Consider the following 25,380-nt stretch of genomic DNA (forward strand, 5'->3'; position numbering starts at 1 on the left):
CGCGACACATCCGGCACCCTCTGGGCAGCGAATGCCCTACATGGCCGAAGCACGCAAGTCTCTCGCGCGCTTTCCCAGTCCGCTGCGCGGGACGTGGTTGACGTCGCTGTTCGGCGCAGTTCTGCTCGTCGCGCTGCCGATAGTCATCGTGACGGGATTGCTCTCGTACAGCGCGTACGGTCCACAGTTCGGCCAGGCCAGGCCGGGTGCCGTCGGGTGGCTGCGCTTGCCGTTCTTCGACTGGCCGACGAATCCGGCATGGCTCTACCAGCTCACGCAGGGTCTGCACGTCGGACTCGGCCTGATCATCGTGCCGCTCGTCATCGCCAAACTGTGGTCGGTGATGCCCAAGCTCTTCGAACTACCACCGGTGCGATCGCCGGCACATGCGCTCGAACGACTGTCGCTGCTGGCACTGGTCGGGGGCCTGCTGTTCGAGATCGTGACGGGTGTTCTCAACATTCAGTACGACTACGTGTTCGGTTTCGACTTCTACGCCGCTCACTACTTCGGTGCCTGGGTGTTCATCTCCGGATTCCTCGTACACCTCGCGCTCAAGGTCCCGCTGATGTGGAGGACCCTGAGGTCGGAGTCGTTGATGGACGTCTTGCGCGCCAGGAACGAAGCTCCGGACGAGCAGAAGAACGACGACCGACCGGCGACCATGGGTCGACGCGGTGCCATCGGCTTGGTCGCTGCCGGAATGGGTTTCGTTGCCGTGTTGACGGCAGGACAGACGGTCGGCGGAGTGCTGCGCAAGGCCGCGATCCTGCTGCCCCGCGGACGCTCGTACGGCGACGGCCCCAACGACTTTCAGATCAACCGAACGGCCGAAGCGGCCGGGATCACCGAGGCGCAGACCGGGCCCGACTGGCAACTGACGATCAGCAGCGCGGCCGAGGACGCCGTCCCGATCGTGCTGTCCCGCGGCAGGCTGCTGTCGATGCCGCAGCGCACTGCCGAACTGCCGATCGCGTGCGTCGAAGGATGGTCCACCACGCAGACGTGGACCGGTGTCCCATTGGCCGAACTCGCTGCGCTGGCGGGCGTACCCGCACCGCGATCGGCAGAGGTGAGCTCGCTGGAGCAGAACGGAGCCTTCACTCGTGCGGTGTTGCAGGGAAATCAAGCGGCGCACCCGAATTCGTTGCTGGCCTTGAAAGTCAACGGTGTCGATCTCTCGCTCGATCACGGATTTCCCGCGCGTGTGATCGTTCCTGCCCTTCCGGGTGTCCACAACACCAAGTGGGTTGCTCGCATCGTGTTCCGTTCGTGACTTCCAGCTGTGGCTGTTCAAACCTCCGTCGATGGTAAAGAATCGGTGATCGGCGGCCCGTTGGGCCGCCGACGAGGGTCACTCCCTCGCCTGGATGAGTTCCGAAGGTCATGACATCATGCTTGCTTTGTCCAGAAGCCTCCTCGTCGCGAGTGCAGCTCTCACGCTGCTGTTCGCCGCAGGCTGTTCATCGTCCGAAGCCGGCAACGCCGTCGCTGCCGACACCACAGCCGCCTCGACGTCCGCCGCTACCAGCACCACCGACGGCGTCTCGGGCCAAGAGGGCATCGACGCCGGCGGCTCCACCGACATCGATGTCGAGATCGGTCAGTGCGTCCAACTCGGCGGGACGATGACGGCCGCCACCATCGACAACGCCGAATGCGGCAGCATGGAATCGAACTACAAGGTGATCGCCAAGGCCGAGCAGAACGAGCAGTGCCCAACCGACGTCAATCAGACCTACTACGAGACGCTCGACGGTGTGGAACAGGGCGCACTGTGCCTCGACGTCGACTGGGTGGTCGGCGGCTGCATGAGCGTGCCCACCGTGGGTATGGACGAGCCCTCACGGGTCGACTGCGGCGACCCCGACGCCACCGACGTCGAACAGGTCACCGAAATCAAGACCGGTACCGCCGATCCCAACGAATGCCCCGAGGGCGGATTCGCCTACGACGCCAGGCAATTCGTCGTCTGCACCACGACGATCTCCTAGTCGAGCTGCGCCGTCACCATCTGCGTGACGTAGCGGTAGTCCACGTAGCCGTGGCGGGCGATGGCCGCGTGCACTGCGCCCAGGACCTCGCTGCGGCGCCGGTCGTCCAGGGCGAGATGGCTCGAGTACGTGGCGGCCATGGCGCAGAACTCGTCTGCGGAGTAGCGCTGGACCCACTCGTACGTCGAGGTCGTCCACGGACCGAAGCCGGCAGCGCGCGGCACGTTGGACTCCGGTTGCGTACCGAGAGAACGCACCAACAGGTGCGCCACTTCGGGCTCGGTTGCGTCGTAGGCCGCCCTGACCGCTTCCCATGCCGGGCCATCGAGGTCGCCCGGCATGTTCCACCACAACCGAAGGGCACCACCGGGGACCAATGCGCGGGCCGCCACTGCAGCTCCTTGCTCGTGGTTCACCCAATGCCAGGATTGGGCGGCAACGACTACATCGAACGCCGCCGCCGGGGCTGCACAATCCTCGAACCGCGACACCTGCACTTCGACGTCGAGGTTCTCGGTGCGCCGCCGAACCAGCTCCGCCATAGCCGAATCCGGTTCCACCGCAACAACGGACGCGCCGAGTTCAGCCAACGCAACAGTGGCTTTGCCGGTACCTGCCCCCGCCTCGAGCACTCGCATCCCGTCGCCCGCCGCGATGTCCGCGTACAGCTCGGCCGGGTAGCCGGGACGGGCCCGGTCGTAGTTCTCGGCAACCTTGCCGAAGCTCAATGCACGCGATGACTGCTGTCCGTCGGTCACCGCATCGACGGTACCTAGGGTCGACTTGCCAGGAACCGTGCGTTTCGTAAAGAGTGAGACAGGTCACTGAGTAGACCCCGCACGCGAGGAGAATCGATGACCGAGACCACTGCACCTCCGAAGTGGAAGGTGGTCGGCCCCGGACTGGTGGTCGCCGCAACCGGCATCGGGGCCGCCGACCTCGTCGCGACTCTGGTGGCGGGCTCGCGCTACGGCTACGCCCTGCTCTGGGTCATCATCGTCGGTGTCGTCATGAAAGTCGTTCTGGTGGAAGGTGCCGGCCGCTACACGTTGGCGTCGGGCAACACGATCTTCCAGGGCTGGCGTTCGCTGGGAAAGTGGACGACGGCGTATTTCGCTCCCTACATCGTGATCTGGGGATTCGTCTACGGAGCGGCAGCGATGTCGTCGAGCGCGTTGCCGATCGTCGCACTGTTCCCCGCTTTGGATCTCAAGGTCGTCGCCATCGCGTCCGGACTCCTCGGTTTCGCGCTCATCTGGCTGGGTAGCTACGGATTCTTCGAGAAGATCATCACCGTCTTCGTCGGCATCATGTTCGTGACCGTGATCGGTGCTGCGGTAGTGGCGGTTCCGAACGTCCCCGCGATCGTCAAGGGCATCGTCCCCACCATTCCCGACGGCTCCATCGTGTACGTCCTCGGCCTTGCCGGTGGCGTCGGTGGCACCATCACGCTCGCCGCGTACGGCTACTGGCTGCGCGAGAAAGGCTGGATCACACCGAAATTCATGCGCGTCATGCGTATCGACAATTCGATGGCCTACGTCATCTCCGGCATCTTCGTTCTCGCGATGCTCATCGTCGGTGCCGAACTGCTGTACTCGTCGCAGATCGCGATCTCCACCGGCGATCAGGGCTTGATCCAACTCTCCGACGTGCTCGCGGACCGCTACGGGACGGTGTTCGGCTACGTGTTCCTCATCGGATTCTGGTCGGCGTCGTTCTCGTCGCTGATCGGGGTGTGGAACGGCGTGAGCCTGATGTTCGCAGACTTCGTCGGCAATCTGAAGGGGCTCGAACAGGGTCACCCGGAAACACGAGTGGGAGGCAAGTACTTCCGGTGGTATGTCGCGTGGCTGACGTTCCCGCCCATGGCGTTGCTGTGGCTCGACCAACCGATCGGGCTCGTGCTCGCCTACGGCGTACTCGGCGCGGTGTTCATGCCGTTCCTGGCGGTGACACTGTTGGTACTGCTCAACAGTGATCGCGTGCCGAAGCAGTGGCGCAACGGCTGGTTCACCAACCTGACGCTGGGTGTCTGCGCATTCCTGTTCGCGTGGCTCGCCGTCGACCAGGTCTTGGATGCTCTCGACAAGTACGTGTACTAGTCGGCCGCTTCCAGGCGTGAGCGCAGTGTCGACTCCGTGTGCTTGATCGCCTGACCCACAACGGGTTCCACAACAGCGCCGAGCACCTTGCCCGCGATCCCGCCGGGCAGGCTGTAGCGGAACACAACGTCCAGACGGGTTCCGCCGTCTGCCGTATCGGAGAACGACCACGTGGACGAGTTGGACAGGCCTTCGACCGACTCGAGCGTGAGCCTCTCGTTGTGGACCCATTCGGTGACGTGCACAACGGAGGTGAGGGCCTTCGGACCGATCTGCATCGTCGCGTCGTACGTGGCACCGAGCCCTGAGGTGACCTCGCTCGTCGGCTCGAAACGGGTGATGCCGAACATCCATTGCGGGACGTTCCTGAAGTCGTCCATGTAGGCGAACGCCGCCTCGCGACTGGTCGACGCAACGGCCGAACGGTTGATTTCACGCACTCGTGCACCTTAGTACACGCTACGGCGTGTTACGCATACTTTGGTCGTCCGTTTCAGCGGCGTACGTACCCCACCTGCTTGTCCACCACGTTCACCAGAGCCGAACCACGGACATATCGATGGAGGTTGTCCTCGAACAACGCCCACAGGCGCTCGGCGAAGTCGTCGGCATCGCCCGCCAAATGAGCGGTCACGATGACGTTGTCCATGTGCCACAGCGGGCTCGTGTCCGGTAGCGGCTCGACCTCGAACACGTCGAGCACGGCCCACCCGATGCCTCCGTCAGCGAGGGCGTCGCACAGGGCACGTTCGTCGACGACCGGTCCGCGGGCGATATTGACCAGGCCTGCATCGGAACGCATGGCCGAGAGAACCTCCGCGTCGACCAGTGCTCGGGTGGCGTCGGTCAACGGTGTCGCCAGCACGATCACGTCGTACTCACCCGCATACGACGGCAATCCTCGAACATCGCGGATTCGTCCGAACTCCGAGTCACCGGACCGCTCCGACGTTGCCGACGCATCGACGCGCATACCGAGTGCGCCGAGGACCCGGCCGATCTCGCGGCCGATCGAACCGGGACCGACGACGAGAGCGGCGCGACCGTGAATACCACTGGTAACTCTGTGTTCCCAGACCCGCTCACGCTGACGAGCAAGCGCCACAGGCAGCTTCTTGACCGACGCCAGAATGCCGGCTGCGACGTACTCCGCAATCGCCCTGTCGAGGATTCCGCCGGAGTTCGTCAGAATCCATCGGCCCTCGCGCAGAACCGGATCGAGCAGTCGATCGACGCCGGCACTCGATGCGTGGATCCAGCGAAGATTCTCGGCATTCGGCCACACGGTTCGCAAATCGGCGGTCTCGAACGTTCGGAACAGCAACACCTCTGCCCACGACACCACACCGGCGAGCTCGTCCATCGTGCAGCTTCGGAAGTCGACTCCGTCGATCGCGGGCAAGAACCTTCTGTCCGAACCACTCTCGACCACAAGCACGTTCACCACAAGACTCGCCACCTCCGTACGATGGCACCGTGCTCACCGTAGAACTCGCAACTGCCGCCGACGCGGCAACGATACTCGGCCTCCGGCACGCCGCCGAGGACTGGCTGTTCGCTCGAGAAATCGACCAGTGGACACCGCGCGAGGTACCCCTGTCCACTGTCGCGGCGCAGATCGAGGCAGGAGAGTTCTACGTCGCCCGGCGCGATCCGAGTGGCCCGATAGTCGGTGCGCTGAGACTGATCTGGGCCGATCCCACAATCTGGCCCGAAGAGGATGGGCTCGCCGGGTACGTCCACGGATTGGTGATCGACAGAAGCGAAGCGGGCACGGGCCTCGGCGCGTTGCTGCTCGAGTGGGCGGCGGAGCAGACCCACCGGGAAGGACGCTCGCTGCTGCGTCTGGACTGCGCCGAGACCAACGTCGAGTTGCGCAGCCACTACCTGAATCAGGGATTCCGGTACGTCGGACGCCGCGAGTTCGCCGACGGCAGTTCGTGGTTCAGCGTGGCCCTGTTCGAGAAGTCGACCGATCGGTAGCCTGTCGTCCATGGGCGAGAACCGGGATCGAATGCTGCACGGAGAGCTGTACCGAGACAACGATCCCGACCTGGTGGCGTCTCGGGTGGCGTGCGGGAAGCTGCTCGACCGATTCAACGCAACCGAGGCAGATCAGAACGAAGAACGACGCGAGATTCTCGGCGAGCTGCTCGGATCCATCGGAGCGGATTCGTGGATCATGCCCAGGTTCCAATGCGATTACGGCACATACATTTCCATCGGATCCAACAGTTTCCTCAACTACGACGCAATCCTGTTGGACTGCGCACCGATCACCATCGGTGACGATGTATCGATCGGGCCTCGGGCACAACTACTGACGGCGTTGCACCCCATGGAGGATCACGAGGCGCGCCGAACACGCTGGGAGAGTGCTCTTCCCATCACCATAGGGAACAACGTCTGGCTGGGCGGCGGGGTCATCGTGTGCCCGGGAGTCACGATCGGCGACAACTCGGTGATCGGTGCCGGCAGCGTCGTCACCCGGGATGTGCCGTCGCACACCTTCGCTGCCGGCAACCCCTGTAAGGCAATCCGCGCCCTACCGTGAGATGACCTCGTGCAGGATCTCGTCGGAGTCGCCGATGAGCCTGTCGACCGCCATCCGCGCGTCAGCAGGGCAGCAGAATTCGTTTGCACAGATAAGAGACTAACCGGTATGGATCGGATCGTCACGTGGTACGGATTGACCGCGTCGGTACCATCTGGGCATGAATCGCACGGCAGTGGTGACCGGGGCCTCGTCGGGTATCGGACGCGCGGTTGCGCAAGCGCTCGTCGCCCGGGGATATCGAGTGATCGGCACCTCCCGCAATCCGGCCTCGATGACTGACGCGCAGCGAGCCACCGGTGTCGAGTATCGCGCTCTCGATCTCACCGATGCCGACTCGATCCGCACCTTCGTCGCCGATCTCGGGGACGTCGACGTCCTGGTCAACAACGCCGGTGAGAGTCAGTCCGGGCCCTTCGAGGAGCTACCGACCGATGCCATCGAGCGACTCTTCCAGTTGAACGTCTTCGGCGCAGTGACGCTGTCGCAAGGTGTCATTCCCGGGATGCGCGAGCGTGGTTACGGCCGCATCGTGATGGTCGGATCGATGCTGGCCAGCTTCCCGCTTGCCTATCGCTCGTCCTACGCCTCCACGAAAGCCGCCATCAAGGGCTTCTCCGATGCGGCGCGTCTGGAACTCTCGCCCTTCGGTGTGTGGATGACCACCGTCGAGCCGGGCTCGATCAACACCGGAATCAGTGAACGCCGAACCAAGTACATCGCACCGGATTCGGTCCATCGAGACGACTTCCACACCGCCATCTCGTCGCTGGACCGCAAGGAGGGAACCGGCATCTCCGCCGAGGACGTCGCCGAGGTAGTAGTGAAGGCCATCGAGGCCGACAAGCCGAAACCGTTGTACGCCAGAGGAAGCAATGCACCGGTCGTGTTTCTCGCGCGGCGGCTGCTGCCTGCGACCTTCATGGAGAAGACGATCGCGAAGATGTTCGGACTGAAGAGGTAGTTTGAACCGCTGACCTGCGGGAATACAGCTGGGTGAACTATTTCCCTCTCGACCTACCGTGGTAGAGACACTCGGTCTCGTCCTGGCAGCCACAGGCCTGATCGTCGCCGCACAGGTGATCTCGAAGAAGACGACACTCCCCGCGGCAGCGTTGTTGACGCTCGCCGGCCTGGCCGTCTCGGCGTCGGCGTTGCCCGACATCGTTCTCGACCCCGAGCTCGTTCTGACCCTGGTGATTCCGCCGCTGCTCTACAGCGCCGCTCTGAACTCCTCCCTGATCGCCATCCGCCGCAACGTGTGGACCATCTTGAGTTTGTCGGTCGCCCTCGTCGTGGCGACGGCTGCCCTCGTCGGCGTCGGTCTGTGGTTGCTCGTTCCGGGGATCACGCTGGCCGCTGGTATGGCGCTCGGTGCCGCCGTGGCACCACCGGACCCGGTCGCGGCGCTGGCGGTGGGTCGACGCGCAGGCATCCCACCGAAACTGGTGACCCTGATAGAGGGCGAGGGACTGCTGAACGACGCGACCGCACTGACGATGCTGACCGTGGCGATCGCCGCGATCTCGAGTCAGGACATGACAGCCACTCATGCCGGGGGATTGTTCGTGCTCGCCGCAGCAGGCGGCATCGTCGTCGGACTGATCGTCGCACTGGCGATTCGGCTGATACAGCGGTTCGTTCACGATTCGCTGCTGCTCAACATCGTCTCGCTGGCTACACCGTTCCTCGCGTACCTCGCTGCCGAGGAAGTGCATGCGTCCGGGGTGTTGGCCGTCGTCGTCGCAGCATTGGTGATCGGTCACCACACCCGTCACGCCATCTCCGGAGCCAGTCGCCTGCAGACCAGTGCCGTGTGGAGGCTGATCGATCTGCTTCTCGAGGGCTTCGTGTTCTTGTTGATCGGCGAGCAATTGCCCACCGTTGTCGGCGGCCTGTCGGCCTACTCGGGGACGACGATCGCCCTCGCAGTCACGGTGACGCTCGCCGGCGTCCTGTTGCTGCGGCCGCTGTGGCTCCTGACCACCGGGCTGTCCGCCCGCGAGGCGGTGGTGATGAGTTGGGCAGGCACTCGCGGAGTCATCACCGTCGCTGCCGTCTTCACGTTGCCGCTGACCATCGACTCGGGCGAGCCGTTCGAGAGCCGAGATCTGCTGCTGTTCTGTGCATTTCTCGTCGTGCTGGTGACGGTGATCGGTCAGGGATTGACTTTCGCTCCGCTGGTGCGCAGGTTGAACGTCGTGGCCGATCCCGCCGCAGAGGCACGTCTACGCAACAAAGCACGGGAGGGTTCGACGAAAGCCGCTCTGTCACAGTTGGACCGGATTGCGGACGAGGAGAACCTGGACGACGAGGGTCGCGAGATACTGCGCCGCGAGTTGGAGCACCGTATCGACCGCTACCATCGCCGTCTGGATCACCTCGACGAGTCCGAGATCGGCGATGCGGTCATCTCACCCGAGCAAATTGCCGCGATGACCACACGTCGCCGCATACTCGACGTCGAGCGGGAGGAGCTGCTGTGCTGGCGAGACGCCGGCCGGCTGCCGGACAACAGCATGCGGAGTCTCGAGCACGAACTCGATCACGAAGAGCATTCCTTCCGCCCGCATCGAGAGACCGACTAGCCGGCGATCGCCGCGTGCATCTCCCACACGATCACTTCGGCTCCGGTCGCGGTGCTCAGCTTCTGACCGCCGCCTCCGCTGACGCGCACGGCGTCACCCTCGGCCAGTGGTCCGACGCCCTCGAGCATCGATTCGCCCCGGGCGACGAAGATGTGCACGAACGGGGCGTCGGGTATCTCGACGGGAGCCTGCCCGGCCTGCAAGCGCGCCACGTGCATGGCGGCGTACTTGTTCTTGATGCGAATGGCTGCGTGGTCGGCGTGGTGTGCCATTCCTGATGCCACGGGAACCAAACCGCCACTGAGCAATTCGCCGTCGATCTCGAGCTGCTCGTAGCCGGGGGTGATGCCCTGTTCGTCGGGCACCACCCACATCTGCACGAAGCGAACGGGATCGCCGTGCTTGCCCGAGTACGAGCCGGCGGTCTCCCCGAGTCGCCACGAATCGTTCTTCTCCGAGTGCAGGATTCCCGTACCTGCGCTCATTCGTTGGGCGAGACCGGGGTAGATGACGCCGGAGTGACCCATCGAGTCCTGGTGCACCAGCGAACCCTGCAGCACCCAGGTGACGATCTCCATGTCGCGGTGCGGGTGGGTGTCGAAACCCTGCCCGGGAACGACGATGTCGTCGTTGTTCACCATCAACACGCCGTGGTGGGTGTTGCCGCGATCGAAGTGGTTGCCGAAGGAGAAGGAGTGCTTGGAATCGAGCCAACCGATCTTGGTCTTGAATCGGTCATCGGCTCGCCGGACGTCGAGTGTGGTTGCTGCAGAGGTCATATCATGTCCCTCGAATTCGTGGAGTGTGGGGTCAGAGAACGTGCGAGCCGTACATCTCGCCGAGTGGATCGGCGATCAGTTCCAGGCGGGCACCGTCGGGGTCGCGAAAGTACAGCGAGACCTCGCTGTGCTCGATCAGTTCGACTCCGGCGTCGATGAGCTTGGTACGCAGGTGCTCCCACCTGGTGGGTTCGACACTGATCGCCACGTGATGAAGGCCGCCGAGCACCTCGGCGTACGGTCCGACGTCGAGTCCGGGAAAGTCGAAGAATGCCAACAGGTTGCTGTTCCCGATATCGAAGAAGAAGTGCGAAGAGCCCGGGTAGTCACGGTTCTCGATGAGCTCGGTGAGCGGGAACTCGAGCAGATCCTGATAGAAGCGGACCGTTGCTTCGACGTCACTGCTGACCAACGCGGTGTGGTGGAGGCCGCGAGCCGACGACGCCGGCCGTTCGCCTGCGGGCTTCAGGTGCTGGGCACGGATACGGTCCCGCAGCTCTTCGTGTTCCTGCGCGCGTCGTGTCTCTTCGGCAGTCATGTCGTCGGTCATCGCTGCACCCTCCGGGTCAAGTAGTTGCTTCGTCAACTACCAAGAACAGTACACCCAGTAGTTGCGTTGTCAACTACTATGGACTCATGGATTCCCCACGGTGGCTCAGCCAGGACGAACAGCTGGCCTGGCGCGCATACCTCGACGCCACTCGGCTGCTGCTTCGCGATCTCGACAATCAGCTCACGCGTGACTCCGGGATCTCGTTCACCGACTTCGAGCTGCTCGTGGTCCTTTCCGAAGCACCCGATCGCCGACGCCGCATGAGCGAACTCGCCGAGGCCGTCACCACCACTCGCAGCGGCGTAACCAGGGCAATCAGCCGACTCGTCGACTGCGGTTGGGTCCGGCGCGTCAAGTGCGACGACGACAAGCGGGGCATGTCCGCCGAACTCACCGAAGCCGGACTGAACACCCTCGCCGCAGCCAGTCCAGGGCACGTCGAGGCGGTGCGGAAGAACATGTTCGACCTCGTGGCTCCGGACGATCTTGCGGCACTGACCCGGACTTTCTCGGCCATGCGGAACCACGCGTCGTGATCAGCCACATTCCCGGGGAGCAGCGCCATCACTGGTGGAACGAATGGCTCGATTCCAAACAGTCCTTCCCCGCGACCGGTAACTACGACCTGGCGGCCAACGCGCACGGGTTGCTGATGGTGCACAACGAGGACACCGTCTTTCCCGGCGAGGGATTCGACTCGCACGAGCACCGGGACATGGAGATCCTCACCTGGGTGCTCGAGGGCACCCTCGAACACACGGACTCCGAGGGCAACAGCGGGCTGATCCGCCCCGGACTGATTCAACGCATGAGCGCAGGCACCGGCATCCGCCACACCGAACGCAACGCATCGAGTCTGACCAGTCGCGACAAGCTACGCGTCGTACAGATGTGGATTCCACCGGATGCCGACGGACGGGTGCCGTCGTACGACGAACTGGACGTGCGGGACGAGTTGGCATCCGGCGAGCTCGTCTGCGTCGCATCGGGAATGCCGGGCAGGACAGGAGTACGCATCGGCAATCGCTTTGTGTCGCTTCATGTTGCGCGGCTCGCGCCGGGACAGTCCAGCACCGTTCCCGACGCACCGTTCGGTCACGTCTTCGTCGCCGACGGTTCAGTGGTGTTCGAGGACATCGGCGATCTCGACCAGGGTGACGCGGTGCGGCTCACCGGTACCGGCGGACACCGTGTGACAGCATCGACGTCGAGCGAGATCATGATCTGGGAAATGCACGCCGAGTTCGCCTGAGGGAGTGTCGTTCATGCCGACCGTCATCACCGACGATGCCGTCACCCTGAACTATCTCGACGAGGGCAGGGGCCAGGCCGTGGTGCTCATCGCCGGCTTCTGCGCGCCCGCGACCACTTGGATGCTGCAGCAGAAGACATTGGTGGCGAACGGATACCGCGTTCTGGCGCTCGATCGACGAGGGCACGGTGCCTCGGAGGCACCGACACACGGCGCGACCATGGAGCGGCACGGACGCGATGTGGCGAACTTCCTGTCGGCGGTGGGTCTCGACGAAGCCGTTCTGATCGGCGGCTCGATGGGAGCGAGCACCGTCTGGTCGTACGTGTCGCAGTTCGGCACCGAACGCGTTCGCGCCATCGTGTCGGTGGATCAGACACCGAGAATGGTCAACACCGCGGGCTGGGCCAACGGGTTCTACGGACTCACCGAGGACAATCGAACGACGTTCTTCGACAACGGAATACCCGATACCGGTCACGGGCGGCCCCAGTGGAAATCCGTACCGTCGCTGCTGAGGCTTGTGCTCGCATTACGTGCGATGCCGAAATTGGCGTCCCCCGACACCCCACCGATGAGGGCTCTGCTCGCAGATCATGCTGCGCAGGATTGGCGCGCAACCATTGCCGGTATCGACAAGCCGTACCTGATGGTCGCCGCGCGTGACAGTCAGTTCTGGCCTGCTGCACATGCTTCCGAGTCGGTGGACCTGAACCCGCTCGGTCGATCGGTCGTCTTGGAGAGCTGCGGTCACGCCGCGAACATGGACCGGCCCAGTGAGTTCAACGCGGCGATGCTGGAGTTCCTCGACTCGATCGCGTGACGTCAAGACCGGTGCCCGCCCAACGCCTCAGCACACGCAACGAGATTGCGATGCAGCACTTTTCGCTCGCCCTTCGACAGTGACGCAATCATGGCCTGCTCCACGGCGGCGACCGCGGCCGACGCTTGCCGCAAGCGCTCTCGGCCCGTAGCGGTCACGTACAGGCGTTGGTCACGACCGGTGCCCTCGATCTCCACCAAGCCCTCGCGCGTCAGCCCGGCCAACAACTGATGGGTTGCCTGCCTGCTGACGAACACCGCGCGAGCGAGTTCGGCGTTGGACAGGCCCGGTGTGTGCGCGAGGTGTTCGAGGCTCGAGTACTGCGAGACCGTGATGTCGAGTTCGCTCAGAGCATCGTCCATCGCCGAACGCAGGGCGGACGTGGCTCGCTTGAGGGCCAGACCGATGGAGGAATCGACGTCCACTTGACTCATGTCAATATCTTGACATACATTTCCCTCGTCAAGAACTTGACGACCACTCGAAAGGACCCATCATGACCGTTGCAGCTGTTTCCGGACCGAGCTTCCTCTCACTCCAAGTACGCGACCTCGCCGTCAGCGCGGATTTCTACGAATCGCGTCTGGGTCTCGTCCGCGCGCCTCAGGCACCACCCGGCGCAGTGGTATTCACCACGTCACCGATTCCGTTCGCAGTCCGAAACCCGGCTCCCGGAACAGATCTCGACAGTGGTCAGCCGGGACTCGGAGTTGCGCTGTGGCTCGTGTGCAACGATGCCGAGGCGCTGCACGAGTCACTGATCGCGGCCGACGTGCCCATCCTGACCGCACCCTTCGACGGCCCCTTCGGTAAGACCTTCGTCCTGCAAGACCCGGACGGGTATGCCGTTACCGTGCACAACAGCTGATTCCGAAAGAAGTATTGCGAAATATTTCTTTCGGGTTATGGTTGTCGCATGACCCCACCGCCGCCCGACAGGACACCCAGGAAGCTGACGGACATGTCCGAGCTGAAGGCGCTGACGCATCCCATTCGGCTCCGCCTGCTCTACGCACTCCGCGCCAACAAGTCGATGACGGCGACCCAGCTCGGCGATCTGGTGGACGAGTCACCCGCCTCGGTGAGCTATCACCTGCGCAAACTCGCCGAGCACGGGTTCGTCAAGGAGGTCGAGAACGGATCCGACAAACGTCAACGTTGGTGGTCGGAGGCCAACGAGGGAGGGTTCAGCTGGTCCGAGAACGACTTCTCGGATTCACCCGAATCGCTGTCGGTCGCCAAGGCATCCATGGATTCTTGGCTGGCGCACCAGTGGTCGCGTCTGCACGACTTCGGGCGAACTTCGGAGTCCTGGGGGCCGGAATGGGTGGCGGCGGCGTTCAGCTCCGACGACGTCCTGCGACTCACCGCCGAAGAGACGAAGACCATGGGGACGGAAATGCGCGCCGTCATCGACAAGTGGCGTCGACACGGCGAGCAATCACCATCGGCGGAGCGCGAACACGTCATGGTGCTGATGCACGGATTCCCCACCACACCATAGGAGTTGGCATGTATCCGTTCGATCCGCACACATACCTCTTCATCGCCGATCGCGATCGCGATCGGAATCTGCTTCTGGCCGAACGCCGCAGACTCGCTGCTGCGCAGAAGCGCCTCCGCCGAGACGAACTCCGCGTTCAGAGGGCGTGGGACGAGTTGACGGCATCCCTCGCCGATGTCTCCGCGTCCGAGCGACGGGTACTCGAACTGGCTCGACGCTGATCAGAGCAAGATTTTGTGCAGCCACACCTGGGACGAATGAACGACGGCGAAAGTCGCCGGTACAGCCACTACTTCGCAGCAGCTCGCTTGGCGAGCGCCTTCGAGATTCCCAGCTGCGCAACCACGATGATGCAACCGACGATGGCACCGATGATCGCCGATGCGAGTGTGTTGACGATCCACGCCAGCACTCCGCCGATGCCGGCGACTCCTCGCACCGCTTCTTCGCCGTGGTGGACGAGTTCGTAGATGGGGTGGAAGCCGAGCTCGTCGATACCCACGAGCAGGATGTGCCCGCCGACCCACAGCATCGCTGCGGTGCCGACGACCGAGAGCACCGACATGACCTTGGGCATGCCCTTGACCAGGCCTCGGCCGAGCCTCTCTACGAACCCTGTGGAGCCGTCGGCCAATTTCAGTCCGATGTCGTCCATCTTCACGATCAGTGCGACGACGCCGTAGACGACGATCGTGATGACCACGGCGACGACGGCAAGGATGATCAGCCGACTCCAGAAGCCTTCTGCAGCAATGGTGTCGAGCGCGATGACCATGATCTCAGCCGACAGAATGAGATCGGTACGCACCGCTCCGGAGACGACGGCGTCCTCGTCACGCGGCTCGTCCTCGGCGGCCGCGTGATCATCGCCGTGGCCGAAGAGTGCGCCCCATATCTTGTGCGCCGCCTCGTAGCTGAGGTAGCAGCCGCCGAGCATCAAAATGGGCGTGAGCAACCACGGCACGAACTGGCTGAGCAGCAAGGCGATCGGCAAAATGATCAGCAACTTGTTGCGCAGCGAGCCCACGGCAATGCGCTTGATGATGGGCAGTTCACGTTCGGCCGCGAGACCGCGAACGTACTGAGGCGTCACGGCGGCGTCGTCGATCACGACCCCGGCCGCCTTGGCCGTCGCTTTGCCGGTAGCTGCTCCGACGTCGTCGATGGACGCTGCAGCCAGGCGAGCCAGCGCTGCCACGTCGTCGAGCAAGGCTACGAGTCCGCCGGCCATCACAAACCTCCGCGTCGATACGAGAACACCACATGGCTCCTCATGATGCGAGCCCTTGGAACCCTACCGCCCGCGGATGGTCCGTGATCGCCGTCCGGCCTTTCCCTCTGCTACGCGATCTTCCTCTCCTGCTCGTCGTCGAGAACTTTCGCGGGCGGCAGTCCGATGCTCGGGTCGTGTCCACGGAAGTTCTTCAGCCACCAACTCCAGTCCTCGGGGACCAGCGAGAACGGATCCCCGTGGCCGAGCTCACGCGCGGCCCAGACCGGCCAGTGCGGATTGGCCAGTGCCGGACGCCCGAGCAGCACGACATCTATCTTGCCTTCGCGGATGACGGCGTCCGCGTTCTCCGGTACGCCCAGATTCCAGCTGCAGGTCACCGGGATATCCAGCTCACGCTTGACGCGTGCGGCGCGCTCGACCATGAAGCCCATGTCCCCGAACGGCGGGTCGACCATGTCGTCGGTGTTGAAACCGAGGCTGACATCGGCCATGTCCAGGCCATGCTCCTTCATCCATCCGATGGCGATCATGGATTCGTCGAACTGGACACCGTCCGGGTGGTGATCGTCCGAGCCCAATCGCATGGTGAGGGGGTACTTCTCGGGCCACACCTCACGCACCGCGTCGAGCGCCTCCAGGTGGAACCGCGCCCGGTTCTCCAGGCTGCCGCCGTACTGATCGGTGCGCTGGTTGGCCAACGGGGAGAAGAAGCTCGCACCGAGATAACCGTGGGCATAGTGCATTTCGAGCCATTCGTACCCGGCTTCGGCGGCCCGAACAGCTGCATCGGCGTAGCTCTGGTGGATGGCCTTGATCTCGGGCACGGTGAGTTCGTGGACGGGGAACGAGTGGTCACCGCCGTAGGGAATCGCCGATGGCGCCACACATTCCCAGCCGTCGGGATGGTCGGCCGGAAGCTGATGTCCGCCCTGCCACGGTGGGACTTCGCTGCCCTTGCGTCCGGTGTGCCCCAGCTGAATGGCCGGGACCGATCCCATCTCCTTGATCATCGACGTCACGCGTGCGTGTCCCTCGATCTGGTCGTCGTCGTAGATCCCCGCACAGCCAGGAGTCGTACGACCGTCCGGCGTGATCGCAACCTGTTCCGGGAACACCATCCCGAAACCTCCTGCCGCACGCGCACCGAGATACATCAGGTGAAAGTCGTTCATCTTGCCGTCGACGGCGCGGTACATCGTCATCGGCGACATGGCGATTCGATTTCGAAGCGTCACACTCTTGAGGGTGAACGGGCTGAAGAGATCCGGCATGACAGTGGTCCTTTCCTGAGTGACACCACCTCACCACCTGACACGTTTCGATCGACTACACCGATGCTGCACGTCGGTGACAGTCTTCTCACCGTCCCGATCATCCGAGCGTGAGGGCCCGATGTATGGTTTCCTATACGTATAGCGAGCTATACCTACGATCGGAGCACTCACATGACACTCAGATGGCTGTCGGTCGGCGCAGTCGGCCTTGCCGCCGCCTCGGCAACGGCGTTGCTGGCCTGGCTGGTCTCACCGGTCGCACCGGGGATCGCAGCGGTGGTGTTCGGGTTCACCGCTCTTCCGTTCGGTGCCATGCTGGGCTGGGTGCTCTTCGTTGCCCCGACGACAACCGAGCCGGCGTATGCATCGGGCGAAAGCATCGAATCTCATTGGACGTCGGCCGCATCGAGTGGGATGGCCACCGACCTGGTGTGCACTCTGGGCCTGACGCTGACCGTTGTCTCGATCGCACGAGCCGAACCACCGGCCACCCTCTTGCTGATCGGTCTGCTTCTCGCCGCGTTCGCATCGTTCACCGCGCGGTACACCTACGCGCGACATCGCGCACTGTCCGAGTGAAGAACAGTGTTCGACGGCGTCGCACCGAGCAGGGTTGGTCTCAGCACGAACTGGCCGAGCGCATCGACGTCACCCGACTGACGATCATCTCGATCGAGAAGGAGCGATTCGACCCGAGCCTGCCTGTCGCCTTTCGCCTCGCCGCGGCGTTCGATTGCTCGATCGAGGAACTGTTCGAGCCGGATCAGAGCTGATAGCTACTGCCGATAGGAGCTCATGAAATTGCCCAGGCGGTCGAGTGCCGTCGCGAGATCGTCGACGTTGGGCAACGTGACGAGTCGGAAGTGATCGGGCACATCCCAATTGAAGGCACGGCCGTGACTGACCAGAATTTTCTCGGACTCGAGCAGGTCGAGCACGAACTTCTCGTCGTCGACGATCCCGAACCGTTCGGTGTCGAGTTTGGGGAACATGTACAGCGCCCCCGCTGCCTGGACGCAGCTGATTCCGTCGATCGAGTTGAGCATGCGATGCGCCAGGTCACGCTGCGCGGTCAACCTGCCCGCCGGGAGCAGCAGATCCTCGATCGACTGCCTGCCGCCGAGCGCGGTCTGTATCGCATGTTGCGCCGGCACATTCGCGCACATGCGCATGTTGGACAGCAGTGTGATGCCCTCGATGAAGCTCGCCGCGCGTCGGCGCGGGCCGGTGATCGCCAGCCATCCCGCCCTGAATCCGCACACCCGGTACGCCTTCGACAGACCCGAATAGGTAAGGCACAGAACATCTTTCCCGGTCAGGGTGGCGAGGTTGGTCATCACCGCCCCGTCGTACACGATCTTCTCGTAGATCTCGTCGGCGAGCAGAACCAGATCGTGCTCCCGTGCCAGGTCGACGAATCGCTGCAGTACCTCTCGTGAGTACACCGCTCCGGTGGGATTGTTCGGGTTGATCACCACGATCGCGCGGGTGCGGGGCGTGATCTTGGCTTCGAGGTCATCGAAGTCCGGGGCCCAATCCTGGTTTTCGTCGGACAGATAATGGACGGGCACACCACCGGCCAGGGCCACCGAGCCGGTCCACAGCGGGTAGTCGGGCGACGGGATCAGGATTTCGTCTTCCGGGTTGCACAGCGCCTGCATCGTCATGGTGATCAGTTCCGAGACCCCGTTTCCGAGGTAGATGTCGCCGACGTCGAGATCGGTCAGGCCTTTGGTCTGGTAGTACTGGACCACTGCCGTGCGGGCGGAGAACAGGCCCCGGGAATCCGAATAGCCCTGTGCGGTGGGAAGGTTGCGGATCATCGCCATCATGATCTCGTCCGGTGCCTCGAAACCGAACGGGGCAGGATTGCCGACGTTGAGTCGCAGGATGGCGTGCCCTTGCTCCTCGAGTTCCTCCGTCTTGTCCAGAATGCGTCCACGGATGTCGTAGCGCACGTTCTCGAGCTTGCGCGCCTGGTCGATCGATCTCGTCATTTCGAAAACTCCTCCTGCCGAACGGTCGGCGACATCCGGGTCCGGACCGCCACTGTTGCACACACGATGACCGCCGCTCCACCCACGAGCACCGGCCACGTCAAGCCCTCGCGCAGGATGACCGCGGCCCAGCAGATGGTCAGCACAGGTTGGATCAACTGGACCTGGCTGACGCTGGACATCGGGCCGATCGCCAGTCCCCGATACCAGGCGAAGAACCCGAGGTACATGCTCACCACCGCCAGGTAGCCGAAGGCGGCCCACTCGGTTGCCCCCGCTGTCGACGGTTGCTGCCACCACGCGAGAGCAGTCAACGCTCCGGTGACCGGCACGGACACCACCAACGCCCACGACACCGTCTGCCACGCACCGAGTTCTCGCGACAGCAGCCCGCCTTCGGCATATCCCACCGCTGCGGCGACGACCGCTCCGAGCAGCAACAGATCCGACCACTGCAATCCGGTCAGCTGTCCGCCTTGCAGCGCAGCGAAGCCGACCGCGACGGCGGCCCCCACGCCTGCGACCACCCAGAACATCGGCCGCACCGGTTGCCGTTCGCGGGCAACTGCAATAGCGGCGGTGGCCGCAGGCAGCAACGCGATGACCACGGCACTGTGTCCCGCCGATGCGGTGGTGAGGGCGTACGACGTCAGTACCGGGAAGCCAACGACGACACCGCCCGCGATCACTGCGAGCCGAATCCATTGCCGTCCCTGCGGGAGCCGTTGTCCTGTAGCGGCGAGCGCTATCGCGGCCAGCGCGGCTGCGACCACAGCACGTCCGCAGCCCACGAAGAGCGGGGACAGGCCTCCGGTGACCGCGACGCGGGTCAGCGGGACCGTGAACGAGAACGCCGTAACGCCCGCCAGGCCCCAGAGCAATCCGGCGCGCGATAGCAGGCCCGTCCCAGAACGAGTAGCGCTACTATGCTGTGTCATGTCCGACGATAGCAGTTCCCGGATCGTCTCTGCACTGAGAACCTGGATTGCGACTGCCCCTCCCGAAGCCAGGCTGCCGTCCACCCGCGCCCTGGTCGCCGAGCATTCGGCCAGCCCGGTCACGGTACAGAAGGCCCTGCGCACGCTCATCGCGCAAGGCGTCATCGAGAGCCGGCCTGGCGTCGGCACATTCGTCAGGACGGTGCGCACGGCCCGCCCCAACGACTACGGGTGGCAGACGGCGGCGCTGGGAGCGCCGGACAATCGACTACAACTTCCGGCGGCTCTGCAGTCGACGTCGAGCGATGTGATCGCGTTGCATTCGGGCTACCCGGCCCGGGAGTTGTTGCCGGAAAGGCTTGTTCACGCCGCCTTCACGCGTGCGTCACGGACCGACTCGGTGATCGCCCGACCCCCCACCGCGGGTCTGCCGGAACTGCGGGCGTGGTTCGCGGCCGAGTTGGGGGCGTCGACACCGTTGGGCGTCACGCCACCGTCGGCCAGTGACGTCGTCATCATTCCCGGCAGCCAGACCGGACTCAGCACAGCGTTTCGAGCACTCGTCGGTGCCGGGCGTCCACTGCTCATGGAGTCCCCGACGTACTGGGGTGCGATCCTTGCTGCCACGCAGGCCGGCGTCCGTGTGGTACCGATACCCAGCGGCGTCGACGGGCCCGACCCCGACGCACTCGCACGAGCGTTCGCGCACACCGGCGCTCGGGCGTTCTACGCGCAACCCACCTTCGCCAGTCCCACCGGGGCCCAGTGGTCGCCCACGTTGTCCGAGCGGGTCCTCGACACTGTTCGACGCCACGGCGCATTCCTGATCGAGGACGACTCGGCCCACGATTTCGGTATCAGCTCCGAGCCGAATCCGCTGGCCGCACGGGACGACGGCGGGCATGTCGTCTACCTTCGCTCACTCACCAAGACGGTCTCGCCCTCGGTTCGCCTGGCCGGCCTGATCGCCCGTGGGCCCGCCCACGAGCGCATCCTCGCCGACACCGGCACCGAATCGATGTACGTCAGCGGGATTCTGCAAGCCGTCGCCTTGGACGTCGTCACGCAACCCGCCTGGCGAACTCACCTGCGGAGGTTGCGCACTCAGTTGGCATCGCGCCGAGACTTGTTGGCCAACAGCCTCATCGAGTTCGCACCGCGTGGGCACCTCGACGCGGTGCCCCGAGGTGGGCTCAATCTCTGGATGCGCCTGCGCGACGACTCGGACCTGGAACGCATTGTGCAGGAATGCAAGGCAGCGGGTGTCATCGTCGGCGCGGGCGACGATTACTTTCCCGCCGAACCCACCGGCAAGTACCTACGGCTCAACTATGCAGGCCCCAACCCCGGCGAGTTCGCCGACGCGGCGCGCACGATCGGATCGATCATCTGAGACCGTTCAGTCGATCGAATGACAGCAACCTTTGGGGCACAGCATCTTCGGCCCCGCACGATCATCCGAACAAGGGATACTCGACGCGCGATCACTGTGTCACCATCGCTGAGACGGACAGCCCGTCAATACTTTCGGTGGAGGAAATGTGGCGCGCACGAGTGGAATTCGCAGGAACCTGGTTCGTCGTTCGATGGCAGTCGCCCTGGCAACCGGGGCATGTGCCCTGGCCGTCCCAGCGGCAGCGGTCCCCCAACCCGAACTCGGCCCCATAGTCGACAGTGGCAGCGCGATCGTCGACAGCGGAAGCGCAATCCTCGACGGTGGCAACATCATCGACAACGGTGCCCGCATCCTCGGCAGCGGAAGTGCCATCGCCGGAGGCATTCTCGGCATCGACACCGGTTCGGCCAACGGAGGCATCGCTACGCAGCAGTGCAATGCCTCCACGATGTCGGGTGAGGAGGGCGTGACGGAGACCCTGCACGAGCTGGGCCGAACCGGACCGACCTCGTTCGTGCTCAGCTACGACACCGTCGATGTTCCCGATCAGATCGAGGTCTTCTACCAGGGCGCACTGATCCACAACACCGGCTATGTCGGCGGCAGCACCGGAGTCGGCTCGGTGGTGGTGTCGGTTCCGCCCGGCACCGCGTCCGCTGTGCTGGTCCGCGTCACCGGACCGGTCGGCACAGTCTGGACCTACACCGTGAGCTGCCCGGCCTGACGGGCTGTTCCCGCCCGGCCCCACCAGCTATGTTGATCCCGTGCAGAAGGTCAGGAACGACTACGCCGCGTGGATCGACCTGGGGCCGGGTGGCCTCCCCGCCAACGTCGGTGGCTGGCTGATCACCACTGCCCTCAAACCACTCGCCCGACGCGACACGACGACCGTCGACGGTGCCGGGAGCCCAGGACTGCACTGGCACCTCGATCACCGACCCGGACCTCGTCCGACGATCGCGCCCTACCCGATACCGCACCGGCAACTCACCCACCGTGGCAGCATTGAGCTCATCGAGCGGCTCACGGCAACGGTGGTCGCCGAAGCCCGATCCGGCGGGCCGTTTCACCTCGAGCGCAGTCGATTCGAGCGCAGAGGCGACGCGCTGTACGTCACGGACATCGGTGCCGCTGCGCCCTGGATCTCACGAACGAAGGGTGAAGTTCTGCACGTGCACGACAGTGAGGGCTCGCTGCACGTGGTGATGCAGCCGGACGATGCGCAGACCGTGATCTCCGCGGGTTGGGGTGAACTGCACCCCTTGGCCGGACGCCCGGTTCTCGGACTACCCGAGACCTACGTCTTCGTCTACGCACCCAGAGACGCCGACGACGCAGACCGAATCGAGCAGATCATCTCGCGCGCGACGGCGACTGCAACGACCTGAGCCGAGGACGATGCGGATCTGTTGCTCGACCGGCCACGTACGAAATCGGGTGAACGATCCTGCCGACCGTGTGACGATCGGGACATGACACTCGACGACATCGTGAATCTGGTCCGCAGCTTCGAAGGCACCGTGACGCAGCGGCCTCGAGAGGGAGACGGAACTCCCGAACTCGCCTGGGGCGATGCGTTCTTCTACTACTCGCCCGACGGGTCCATCCCCACGAACACTCAGCCGTTCGCCACGATCGTGACCAAGAACTACCCGGGCGACGAGCTGTCCCGACTGGACCGACCCGACGCGTTCCGCGTCAACATCGTTGCAGGAAAACAAGAATTCCACAGGATGCTGGGAGTGCCGCCCCGCGAAGCGGCCCAGGCACCCCAGGCCGACACAGACGACGTCCTCGCTGCCCACCCTCAGTACGGCACCGCAGGCTGGCTGTCGGTGGTCAACCCGTCTTCGCAGACCGAAACGCGTGTTCGGGAACTACTCGACGCCGCGTATCACGGTGCCAAGAGCAGATACGAGCGCCGCCAAGCCTGATCAGCCGAAGAAATCGTCCATCGATCGGGAGAGCCCCTCGATATCCAGGCCGTTGGCCCGATCATGTTGGGCCACCGTGCCGTATTTGCGTCGTTCTCCTGCTTCGACCCCGACTCCCGACACACGATGACGCGCATCGGCGAGGGCTCTGTTCACCTGCAGCACTGACGTTCCCGCGAGATACGACTCGACGATCATGACGTCCGGCGCGGTCAACGTCGCCCGCAGCGTTCGGCTGTCGAACGGCCTGATCGTCGACGCATGCAGCACCGTCAGGTCGCGTCCCGAGGCTGCGGCGAGAACCCGGTCCGTCATCGGGCCGACGGAGATCACTGTTCCCGAATTGCCCTGTTGCACAATGGTGAACAATCCATCGGGCCGGCCGTATGGACGTTCGTTGCACACCCCGTCGAGCCTGATGTAGACGCGATCGTCGGTTGCCGCCGCGCTCTGCAGCATCCACTCGACCTCGTCGACATGCCCGGGAACATGGACCGTCCACCCGTCCAGGGTGTCGAGGAGTGCGACATCTCGCTGACCGAAGTGTGTCTCGCCGCCCTGCGGCCACCCGTAGGATCCACCCGAGCTCACCAGGATTGCGCCGACGCTCTGATGGCCCAGATCGAGTTTCACCTGCTCGAAGGGCCGCTCGATAAGGAACGGCGGGAAGGTGTGCACGATCGGACGCATTCCGGCCAGGGCCAGACCACCGGCGACCCCGATCATGGCCTGCTCTCGAATGCCAACGTTGATCACCCGCGATCGAATACCGGCGGTGAGGTGCGGTTCGAGATATCCAACTCCGATCTCCGCCAGCACCAACGCTGTTCGCTCGTTCTGCGCCAACAGATCGGGCAGCAGGCCGTAGAAGTACTCGCGTTGGTCCAGCGTTGCTTTCATCAGCTCTCCTTCTTTTCGACGTGAGCGACCACCACGTGCGGCCCCTGTGGATGATGGAGGCGAAACGCGCGCCTGAGAGCGGTGTGATCTCGGCCGTCGACGTCGGAAGTGGACCACCCCTCGACCGCGAACCGCGACGCGATACCGCCGGGCCATCCCAGGCCGGCGGAGTCGTTGTCGATCACCACCGCGGTCAGATTGCCCAGATTCGATCGCGCAGCGAATTGAACGGCTTCCATATTGCTCCCCTCGTCGAGCTCGGCGTCGCCGATCAGTACGAAAACTCGGGCGATACTGTTCTGAATCCGCAGCGCAACAGCAGTTCCGGCGGCCAGTGCCAAGCCATGACCGAGCGATCCCGATCCGATATCGACCCCGCGTGCCAGCGTGCGATCCGGGTGATTTCCCAGCGGTGAGTCGTAGCTGCCGAACGACGCGAGCTCGTGCGGCGTCAAGAATCCCCGTGCCGCAAGCACGGCGTAGTACGCCATCGGCCCGTGACCCTTGGACAGGTAGAACCGATCACGGTCCGGGTCGTCAGGATCGGCTGGGTCCAGGCTCAGAATGTCGGAGTACAACACCCACAACACATCGAGTGTCGAAGTGGCGCTGGTGCTGTGCTTTTCGTCGCCCGTCATCAGAGTCATGAGCCGAGGCAACTCGTCGAATGTCATCTGCATGACCCCACCCTGCAACCTCGAGCGCACTCGAGGTCAAGCCCTGCGGGGGAGGTGATGTGAGTGTCCGACATTCCCGGGCGGGACGACGATTTCCGCTTCTCGAGCCAAATTGTGGACACTGACGGCACCACCGACCGTAGTCTCCAGATATGCCGCGAAACCCCCTCGCTATAGCGGGGACGTCCATCGACTGCGCCGATCCGGCGGAACTAGCGCGCTTCTATCTCGCGCTTCTCGGCGGCGAGTTGTTGTGGGAGAACTCCGAGAGCGTTGGGATCCGCACACAATCCGGCCTGAACATCGTTGCGCAGAAAGTCACGAACTACATTCCGCCCCAATGGCCGTCGACATCCATCGTGCACTTCGATCTGGACGCTGGAGCCGACCTGGCCGATTCCGTCGCCTTTGCAGTCGAATGCGGGGCCAAGGAGGCAGCAGAGCAGCCGGACCCCCGATGGCGAGTTCTGCTCGACCCCGCCGGGCACCCCTTCTGCATCACCACGGAGGTGTACGACGGTTGACGAGGGCAATAGCCTGAGATGGTGCGCAATCTCGTCATCGTTCTGCTGCTGTTCGGATTCATCGTCGGATTGGTGCCGTTGGGCTGGTACCTGATGGGCGAGATGACCACCAACGCGAATGGCGTCGTGTATTCCGGTGGCTATCAAGCCCTGAACGGTGTCACGATGGACGACGAATTCGTCGGTGACATGAACGATTCGTTCGACCGAAGAACTCGAGGCCTGTCCATGCTGTGGCTGTACGTAGTGCCTGTGTGTACCGCAGCTCTCGGTGCACTGGCCGGATTCGTTCTCGGCAAGTTCGGATTCGTACTCACGCGCAAGCGAACTCGAGAGGCATGAGGTGGCTGGGCC

33 protein-coding genes are annotated in these 25,380 nt (G+C 63.9%); 21 read left to right on the forward strand and 12 right to left on the reverse strand.

The genetic code is table 11. The annotated features are described in order from the left end of the window. The first annotated feature begins 40 nt into the window (after positions 1–40). A complete protein-coding gene (locus tag CH249_RS04960; protein WP_373453503.1) occupies positions 41–1,276 on the forward strand; it encodes a molybdopterin-dependent oxidoreductase in 1,236 nt (411 codons plus the stop codon). A gap of 118 nt (positions 1,277–1,394) precedes the next feature. Beyond that, positions 1,395–1,994 carry a hypothetical protein gene (locus tag CH249_RS04965; protein WP_045200616.1) on the forward strand — a complete coding sequence of 200 codons (600 nt, stop codon included), beginning with the start codon at positions 1,395–1,397 and terminating at the stop codon, positions 1,992–1,994. Here the strand turns inward: CH249_RS04965 and CH249_RS04970 are convergent. Continuing rightward, entirely contained in the window at positions 1,991–2,752 is a 762-nt protein-coding gene (locus tag CH249_RS04970) for a class I SAM-dependent methyltransferase (RefSeq protein ID WP_094682469.1), read from the reverse strand. The genes CH249_RS04965 and CH249_RS04970 overlap by 4 nt on opposite strands. Positions 2,753–2,848: 96 nt before the next feature. On the opposite strand from CH249_RS04970, the gene CH249_RS04975 reads away from it, so the two are divergent. Then, a complete protein-coding gene (locus CH249_RS04975; RefSeq protein ID WP_032396884.1) occupies positions 2,849–4,099 on the forward strand; it encodes an Nramp family divalent metal transporter in 1,251 nt (416 codons plus the stop codon). Here the strand turns inward: CH249_RS04975 and CH249_RS04980 are convergent. Beyond that, positions 4,096–4,539, reverse strand: coding sequence for an SRPBCC family protein (locus tag CH249_RS04980; RefSeq protein WP_032396885.1), 444 nt, complete (start codon positions 4,537–4,539; stop codon positions 4,096–4,098). The two genes, CH249_RS04975 and CH249_RS04980, sit on opposite strands and share 4 nt — an antisense overlap. Before the next feature lie 53 nt (positions 4,540–4,592). After that, the gene (locus CH249_RS04985; RefSeq protein ID WP_256981090.1) at positions 4,593–5,501 is read right to left on the reverse strand and encodes a D-2-hydroxyacid dehydrogenase; all 909 of its coding nucleotides are present in this window, start codon (positions 5,499–5,501) and stop codon (positions 4,593–4,595) included. Between the two features lie 74 nt (positions 5,502–5,575). On the opposite strand from CH249_RS04985, the gene CH249_RS04990 reads away from it, so the two are divergent. From CH249_RS04990 to CH249_RS05005, 4 genes are all read left to right on the forward strand, one after another. Further along, the gene (locus tag CH249_RS04990) at positions 5,576–6,082 is read left to right on the forward strand and encodes a GNAT family N-acetyltransferase (protein ID WP_256988115.1); all 507 of its coding nucleotides are present in this window, start codon (positions 5,576–5,578) and stop codon (positions 6,080–6,082) included. Positions 6,083–6,092: 10 nt separating this feature from the next. After that, the gene (locus CH249_RS04995; protein ID WP_094646202.1) at positions 6,093–6,653 is read left to right on the forward strand and encodes a sugar O-acetyltransferase; all 561 of its coding nucleotides are present in this window, start codon (positions 6,093–6,095) and stop codon (positions 6,651–6,653) included. Between the two features lie 160 nt (positions 6,654–6,813). Then, positions 6,814–7,617, forward strand: coding sequence for an SDR family oxidoreductase (locus CH249_RS05000; RefSeq protein WP_094629081.1), 804 nt, complete (start codon positions 6,814–6,816; stop codon positions 7,615–7,617). 58 nt (positions 7,618–7,675) lie between these two features. Next, complete coding sequence (locus CH249_RS05005) at positions 7,676–9,241, forward strand: Na+/H+ antiporter (RefSeq protein ID WP_094682468.1); 1,566 nt, start codon at positions 7,676–7,678, stop codon at positions 9,239–9,241. On the opposite strand, the gene CH249_RS05010 is transcribed toward CH249_RS05005, so the two are convergent. Beyond that, positions 9,238–10,020: a pirin-like bicupin family protein gene (locus CH249_RS05010; protein WP_094682467.1), complete on the reverse strand. Its 783-nt coding sequence runs from the start codon at positions 10,018–10,020 to the stop codon at positions 9,238–9,240. The two genes, CH249_RS05005 and CH249_RS05010, sit on opposite strands and share 4 nt — an antisense overlap. Before the next feature lie 31 nt (positions 10,021–10,051). Beyond that, the gene (locus tag CH249_RS05015) at positions 10,052–10,570 is read right to left on the reverse strand and encodes a VOC family protein (RefSeq protein WP_094682466.1); all 519 of its coding nucleotides are present in this window, start codon (positions 10,568–10,570) and stop codon (positions 10,052–10,054) included. 86 nt (positions 10,571–10,656) lie between these two features. Between CH249_RS05015 and CH249_RS05020 the strand changes: the two genes are divergently transcribed. Genes CH249_RS05020 through CH249_RS05030 form a run of 3 tightly spaced genes read left to right on the forward strand, consistent with a single transcriptional unit; the run spans position 10,657 to position 12,648 of the window. After that, complete coding sequence (locus CH249_RS05020; protein ID WP_094656644.1) at positions 10,657–11,109, forward strand: MarR family winged helix-turn-helix transcriptional regulator; 453 nt, start codon at positions 10,657–10,659, stop codon at positions 11,107–11,109. Then, entirely contained in the window at positions 11,106–11,825 is a 720-nt protein-coding gene (locus CH249_RS05025) for a pirin family protein (protein WP_094682465.1), read from the forward strand. Before CH249_RS05020 ends, CH249_RS05025 begins: the two co-directional genes overlap by 4 nt. Positions 11,826–11,838: 13 nt before the next feature. Next, on the forward strand, positions 11,839–12,648 hold the full coding sequence (locus CH249_RS05030; RefSeq protein ID WP_094682537.1) for an alpha/beta fold hydrolase: 810 nt from the start codon (positions 11,839–11,841) through the stop codon (positions 12,646–12,648). Between the two features lie 2 nt (positions 12,649–12,650). On the opposite strand, the gene CH249_RS05035 is transcribed toward CH249_RS05030, so the two are convergent. Then, positions 12,651–13,082, reverse strand: a complete 432-nt coding sequence (locus tag CH249_RS05035; protein ID WP_094682464.1) for a MarR family winged helix-turn-helix transcriptional regulator — start codon at positions 13,080–13,082, stop codon at positions 12,651–12,653. Between the two features lie 62 nt (positions 13,083–13,144). On the opposite strand from CH249_RS05035, the gene CH249_RS05040 reads away from it, so the two are divergent. From CH249_RS05040 to CH249_RS05050, 3 genes are read left to right on the forward strand one after another with little or no spacing between them, the layout of a single operon-like run. Then, positions 13,145–13,516: a VOC family protein gene (locus CH249_RS05040; protein WP_094629074.1), complete on the forward strand. Its 372-nt coding sequence runs from the start codon at positions 13,145–13,147 to the stop codon at positions 13,514–13,516. Between the two features lie 48 nt (positions 13,517–13,564). After that, entirely contained in the window at positions 13,565–14,152 is a 588-nt protein-coding gene (locus tag CH249_RS05045) for a helix-turn-helix domain-containing protein (RefSeq protein ID WP_045197648.1), read from the forward strand. Positions 14,153–14,160: 8 nt separating this feature from the next. Continuing rightward, positions 14,161–14,373 carry a hypothetical protein gene (locus tag CH249_RS05050; protein WP_094682463.1) on the forward strand — a complete coding sequence of 71 codons (213 nt, stop codon included), beginning with the start codon at positions 14,161–14,163 and terminating at the stop codon, positions 14,371–14,373. A gap of 68 nt (positions 14,374–14,441) precedes the next feature. Here CH249_RS05050 and CH249_RS05055 read toward each other — a convergent pair whose 3' ends face one another. Continuing rightward, positions 14,442–15,383: a DUF808 domain-containing protein gene (locus CH249_RS05055; RefSeq protein ID WP_094682462.1), complete on the reverse strand. Its 942-nt coding sequence runs from the start codon at positions 15,381–15,383 to the stop codon at positions 14,442–14,444. A gap of 110 nt (positions 15,384–15,493) precedes the next feature. Next, positions 15,494–16,657 carry an NADH:flavin oxidoreductase/NADH oxidase gene (locus CH249_RS05060; RefSeq protein ID WP_032396902.1) on the reverse strand — a complete coding sequence of 388 codons (1,164 nt, stop codon included), beginning with the start codon at positions 16,655–16,657 and terminating at the stop codon, positions 15,494–15,496. A 174-nt stretch (positions 16,658–16,831) separates the two neighbouring features. Between CH249_RS05060 and CH249_RS05065 the strand changes: the two genes are divergently transcribed. Further along, positions 16,832–17,239 (forward strand): hypothetical protein, encoded by a 408-nt coding sequence (locus CH249_RS05065; RefSeq protein WP_032396903.1) that lies wholly within the window; start codon positions 16,832–16,834, stop codon positions 17,237–17,239. Next, the gene (locus tag CH249_RS05070; RefSeq protein WP_032396904.1) at positions 17,236–17,433 is read left to right on the forward strand and encodes a helix-turn-helix transcriptional regulator; all 198 of its coding nucleotides are present in this window, start codon (positions 17,236–17,238) and stop codon (positions 17,431–17,433) included. Before CH249_RS05065 ends, CH249_RS05070 begins: the two co-directional genes overlap by 4 nt. Before the next feature lie 3 nt (positions 17,434–17,436). Here CH249_RS05070 and CH249_RS05075 read toward each other — a convergent pair whose 3' ends face one another. Together CH249_RS05075 and CH249_RS05080 are read right to left on the reverse strand one after the other, a co-directional pair. Next, positions 17,437–18,657 carry a pyridoxal phosphate-dependent aminotransferase gene (locus CH249_RS05075; RefSeq protein ID WP_094629071.1) on the reverse strand — a complete coding sequence of 407 codons (1,221 nt, stop codon included), beginning with the start codon at positions 18,655–18,657 and terminating at the stop codon, positions 17,437–17,439. Beyond that, a complete protein-coding gene (locus CH249_RS05080; protein WP_094682461.1) occupies positions 18,654–19,595 on the reverse strand; it encodes a DMT family transporter in 942 nt (313 codons plus the stop codon). Before CH249_RS05080 ends, CH249_RS05075 begins: the two co-directional genes overlap by 4 nt. Here CH249_RS05080 and CH249_RS05085 point away from each other — a divergent pair. The 4 genes from CH249_RS05085 to CH249_RS05100 all read left to right on the forward strand — a co-directional run bounded on the left by CH249_RS05085 (position 19,594) and on the right by CH249_RS05100 (position 22,925). Beyond that, entirely contained in the window at positions 19,594–20,988 is a 1,395-nt protein-coding gene (locus CH249_RS05085; protein WP_094682460.1) for a PLP-dependent aminotransferase family protein, read from the forward strand. The two genes, CH249_RS05080 and CH249_RS05085, sit on opposite strands and share 2 nt — an antisense overlap. Positions 20,989–21,181: 193 nt before the next feature. Beyond that, positions 21,182–21,715: a hypothetical protein gene (locus tag CH249_RS05090; RefSeq protein WP_094646212.1), complete on the forward strand. Its 534-nt coding sequence runs from the start codon at positions 21,182–21,184 to the stop codon at positions 21,713–21,715. Positions 21,716–21,755: 40 nt separating this feature from the next. Further along, positions 21,756–22,379 (forward strand): hypothetical protein, encoded by a 624-nt coding sequence (locus tag CH249_RS05095; RefSeq protein WP_094656652.1) that lies wholly within the window; start codon positions 21,756–21,758, stop codon positions 22,377–22,379. A gap of 84 nt (positions 22,380–22,463) precedes the next feature. Next, the gene (locus CH249_RS05100; protein ID WP_094682459.1) at positions 22,464–22,925 is read left to right on the forward strand and encodes a DUF6194 family protein; all 462 of its coding nucleotides are present in this window, start codon (positions 22,464–22,466) and stop codon (positions 22,923–22,925) included. Here CH249_RS05100 and CH249_RS05105 read toward each other — a convergent pair whose 3' ends face one another. Together CH249_RS05105 and CH249_RS05110 are read right to left on the reverse strand one after the other, a co-directional pair. Next, positions 22,926–23,825, reverse strand: coding sequence for a transketolase family protein (locus CH249_RS05105; RefSeq protein ID WP_094646215.1), 900 nt, complete (start codon positions 23,823–23,825; stop codon positions 22,926–22,928). Beyond that, positions 23,825–24,505, reverse strand: a complete 681-nt coding sequence (locus CH249_RS05110) for a thiamine pyrophosphate-dependent enzyme (protein ID WP_032396913.1) — start codon at positions 24,503–24,505, stop codon at positions 23,825–23,827. Before CH249_RS05110 ends, CH249_RS05105 begins: the two co-directional genes overlap by 1 nt. Positions 24,506–24,654: 149 nt before the next feature. Between CH249_RS05110 and CH249_RS05115 the strand changes: the two genes are divergently transcribed. Both CH249_RS05115 and CH249_RS05120 read left to right on the forward strand, forming a co-directional pair. Continuing rightward, positions 24,655–25,026 (forward strand): VOC family protein, encoded by a 372-nt coding sequence (locus CH249_RS05115; RefSeq protein WP_094629065.1) that lies wholly within the window; start codon positions 24,655–24,657, stop codon positions 25,024–25,026. 21 nt (positions 25,027–25,047) lie between these two features. Beyond that, entirely contained in the window at positions 25,048–25,368 is a 321-nt protein-coding gene (locus CH249_RS05120; protein ID WP_141214689.1) for a hypothetical protein, read from the forward strand. The last annotated feature ends 12 nt before the right edge of the window (positions 25,369–25,380 follow it).

Origin of the sequence: Rhodococcus sp. 05-2255-3B1 (assembly GCF_002258545.1) — a bacterium.
Lineage (GTDB): Bacteria > Actinomycetota > Actinomycetes > Mycobacteriales > Mycobacteriaceae > Rhodococcoides.

What these genes read in the sequence shown, in the direction of transcription:
- CH249_RS04995 (WP_094646202.1), top strand. Translation starts at nt 6,093, where the DNA reads ATGGGCGAGAACCGGGATCGAATGCTGCACGGAGAGCTGTACCGAGAC.
- CH249_RS05110 (WP_032396913.1), bottom strand. Translation starts at nt 24,505, where the DNA reads ATGCAGATGACATTCGACGAGTTGCCTCGGCTCATGACTCTGATGACG.
- CH249_RS05085 (WP_094682460.1), top strand. Translation starts at nt 19,594, where the DNA reads ATGTCCGACGATAGCAGTTCCCGGATCGTCTCTGCACTGAGAACCTGG.
- CH249_RS05000 (WP_094629081.1), top strand. Translation starts at nt 6,814, where the DNA reads ATGAATCGCACGGCAGTGGTGACCGGGGCCTCGTCGGGTATCGGACGC.
- CH249_RS05050 (WP_094682463.1), top strand. Translation starts at nt 14,161, where the DNA reads ATGTATCCGTTCGATCCGCACACATACCTCTTCATCGCCGATCGCGAT.
- CH249_RS05090 (WP_094646212.1), top strand. Translation starts at nt 21,182, where the DNA reads ATGGCAGTCGCCCTGGCAACCGGGGCATGTGCCCTGGCCGTCCCAGCG.
- CH249_RS05045 (WP_045197648.1), top strand. Translation starts at nt 13,565, where the DNA reads ATGACCCCACCGCCGCCCGACAGGACACCCAGGAAGCTGACGGACATG.
- CH249_RS05015 (WP_094682466.1), bottom strand. Translation starts at nt 10,570, where the DNA reads ATGACCGACGACATGACTGCCGAAGAGACACGACGCGCGCAGGAACAC.
- CH249_RS05060 (WP_032396902.1), bottom strand. Translation starts at nt 16,657, where the DNA reads ATGCCGGATCTCTTCAGCCCGTTCACCCTCAAGAGTGTGACGCTTCGA.
- CH249_RS04975 (WP_032396884.1), top strand. Translation starts at nt 2,849, where the DNA reads ATGACCGAGACCACTGCACCTCCGAAGTGGAAGGTGGTCGGCCCCGGA.
- CH249_RS05100 (WP_094682459.1), top strand. Translation starts at nt 22,464, where the DNA reads ATGACACTCGACGACATCGTGAATCTGGTCCGCAGCTTCGAAGGCACC.
- CH249_RS05040 (WP_094629074.1), top strand. Translation starts at nt 13,145, where the DNA reads ATGACCGTTGCAGCTGTTTCCGGACCGAGCTTCCTCTCACTCCAAGTA.
- CH249_RS05115 (WP_094629065.1), top strand. Translation starts at nt 24,655, where the DNA reads ATGCCGCGAAACCCCCTCGCTATAGCGGGGACGTCCATCGACTGCGCC.
- CH249_RS05055 (WP_094682462.1), bottom strand. Translation starts at nt 15,383, where the DNA reads ATGGCCGGCGGACTCGTAGCCTTGCTCGACGACGTGGCAGCGCTGGCT.
- CH249_RS05035 (WP_094682464.1), bottom strand. Translation starts at nt 13,082, where the DNA reads ATGAGTCAAGTGGACGTCGATTCCTCCATCGGTCTGGCCCTCAAGCGA.
- CH249_RS05080 (WP_094682461.1), bottom strand. Translation starts at nt 19,595, where the DNA reads ATGACACAGCATAGTAGCGCTACTCGTTCTGGGACGGGCCTGCTATCG.
- CH249_RS04960 (WP_373453503.1), top strand. Translation starts at nt 41, where the DNA reads ATGGCCGAAGCACGCAAGTCTCTCGCGCGCTTTCCCAGTCCGCTGCGC.
- CH249_RS04965 (WP_045200616.1), top strand. Translation starts at nt 1,395, where the DNA reads ATGCTTGCTTTGTCCAGAAGCCTCCTCGTCGCGAGTGCAGCTCTCACG.
- CH249_RS05020 (WP_094656644.1), top strand. Translation starts at nt 10,657, where the DNA reads ATGGATTCCCCACGGTGGCTCAGCCAGGACGAACAGCTGGCCTGGCGC.
- CH249_RS05065 (WP_032396903.1), top strand. Translation starts at nt 16,832, where the DNA reads ATGACACTCAGATGGCTGTCGGTCGGCGCAGTCGGCCTTGCCGCCGCC.
- CH249_RS05010 (WP_094682467.1), bottom strand. Translation starts at nt 10,020, where the DNA reads ATGACCTCTGCAGCAACCACACTCGACGTCCGGCGAGCCGATGACCGA.
- CH249_RS05030 (WP_094682537.1), top strand. Translation starts at nt 11,839, where the DNA reads ATGCCGACCGTCATCACCGACGATGCCGTCACCCTGAACTATCTCGAC.
- CH249_RS05105 (WP_094646215.1), bottom strand. Translation starts at nt 23,825, where the DNA reads ATGAAAGCAACGCTGGACCAACGCGAGTACTTCTACGGCCTGCTGCCC.
- CH249_RS05075 (WP_094629071.1), bottom strand. Translation starts at nt 18,657, where the DNA reads ATGACGAGATCGATCGACCAGGCGCGCAAGCTCGAGAACGTGCGCTAC.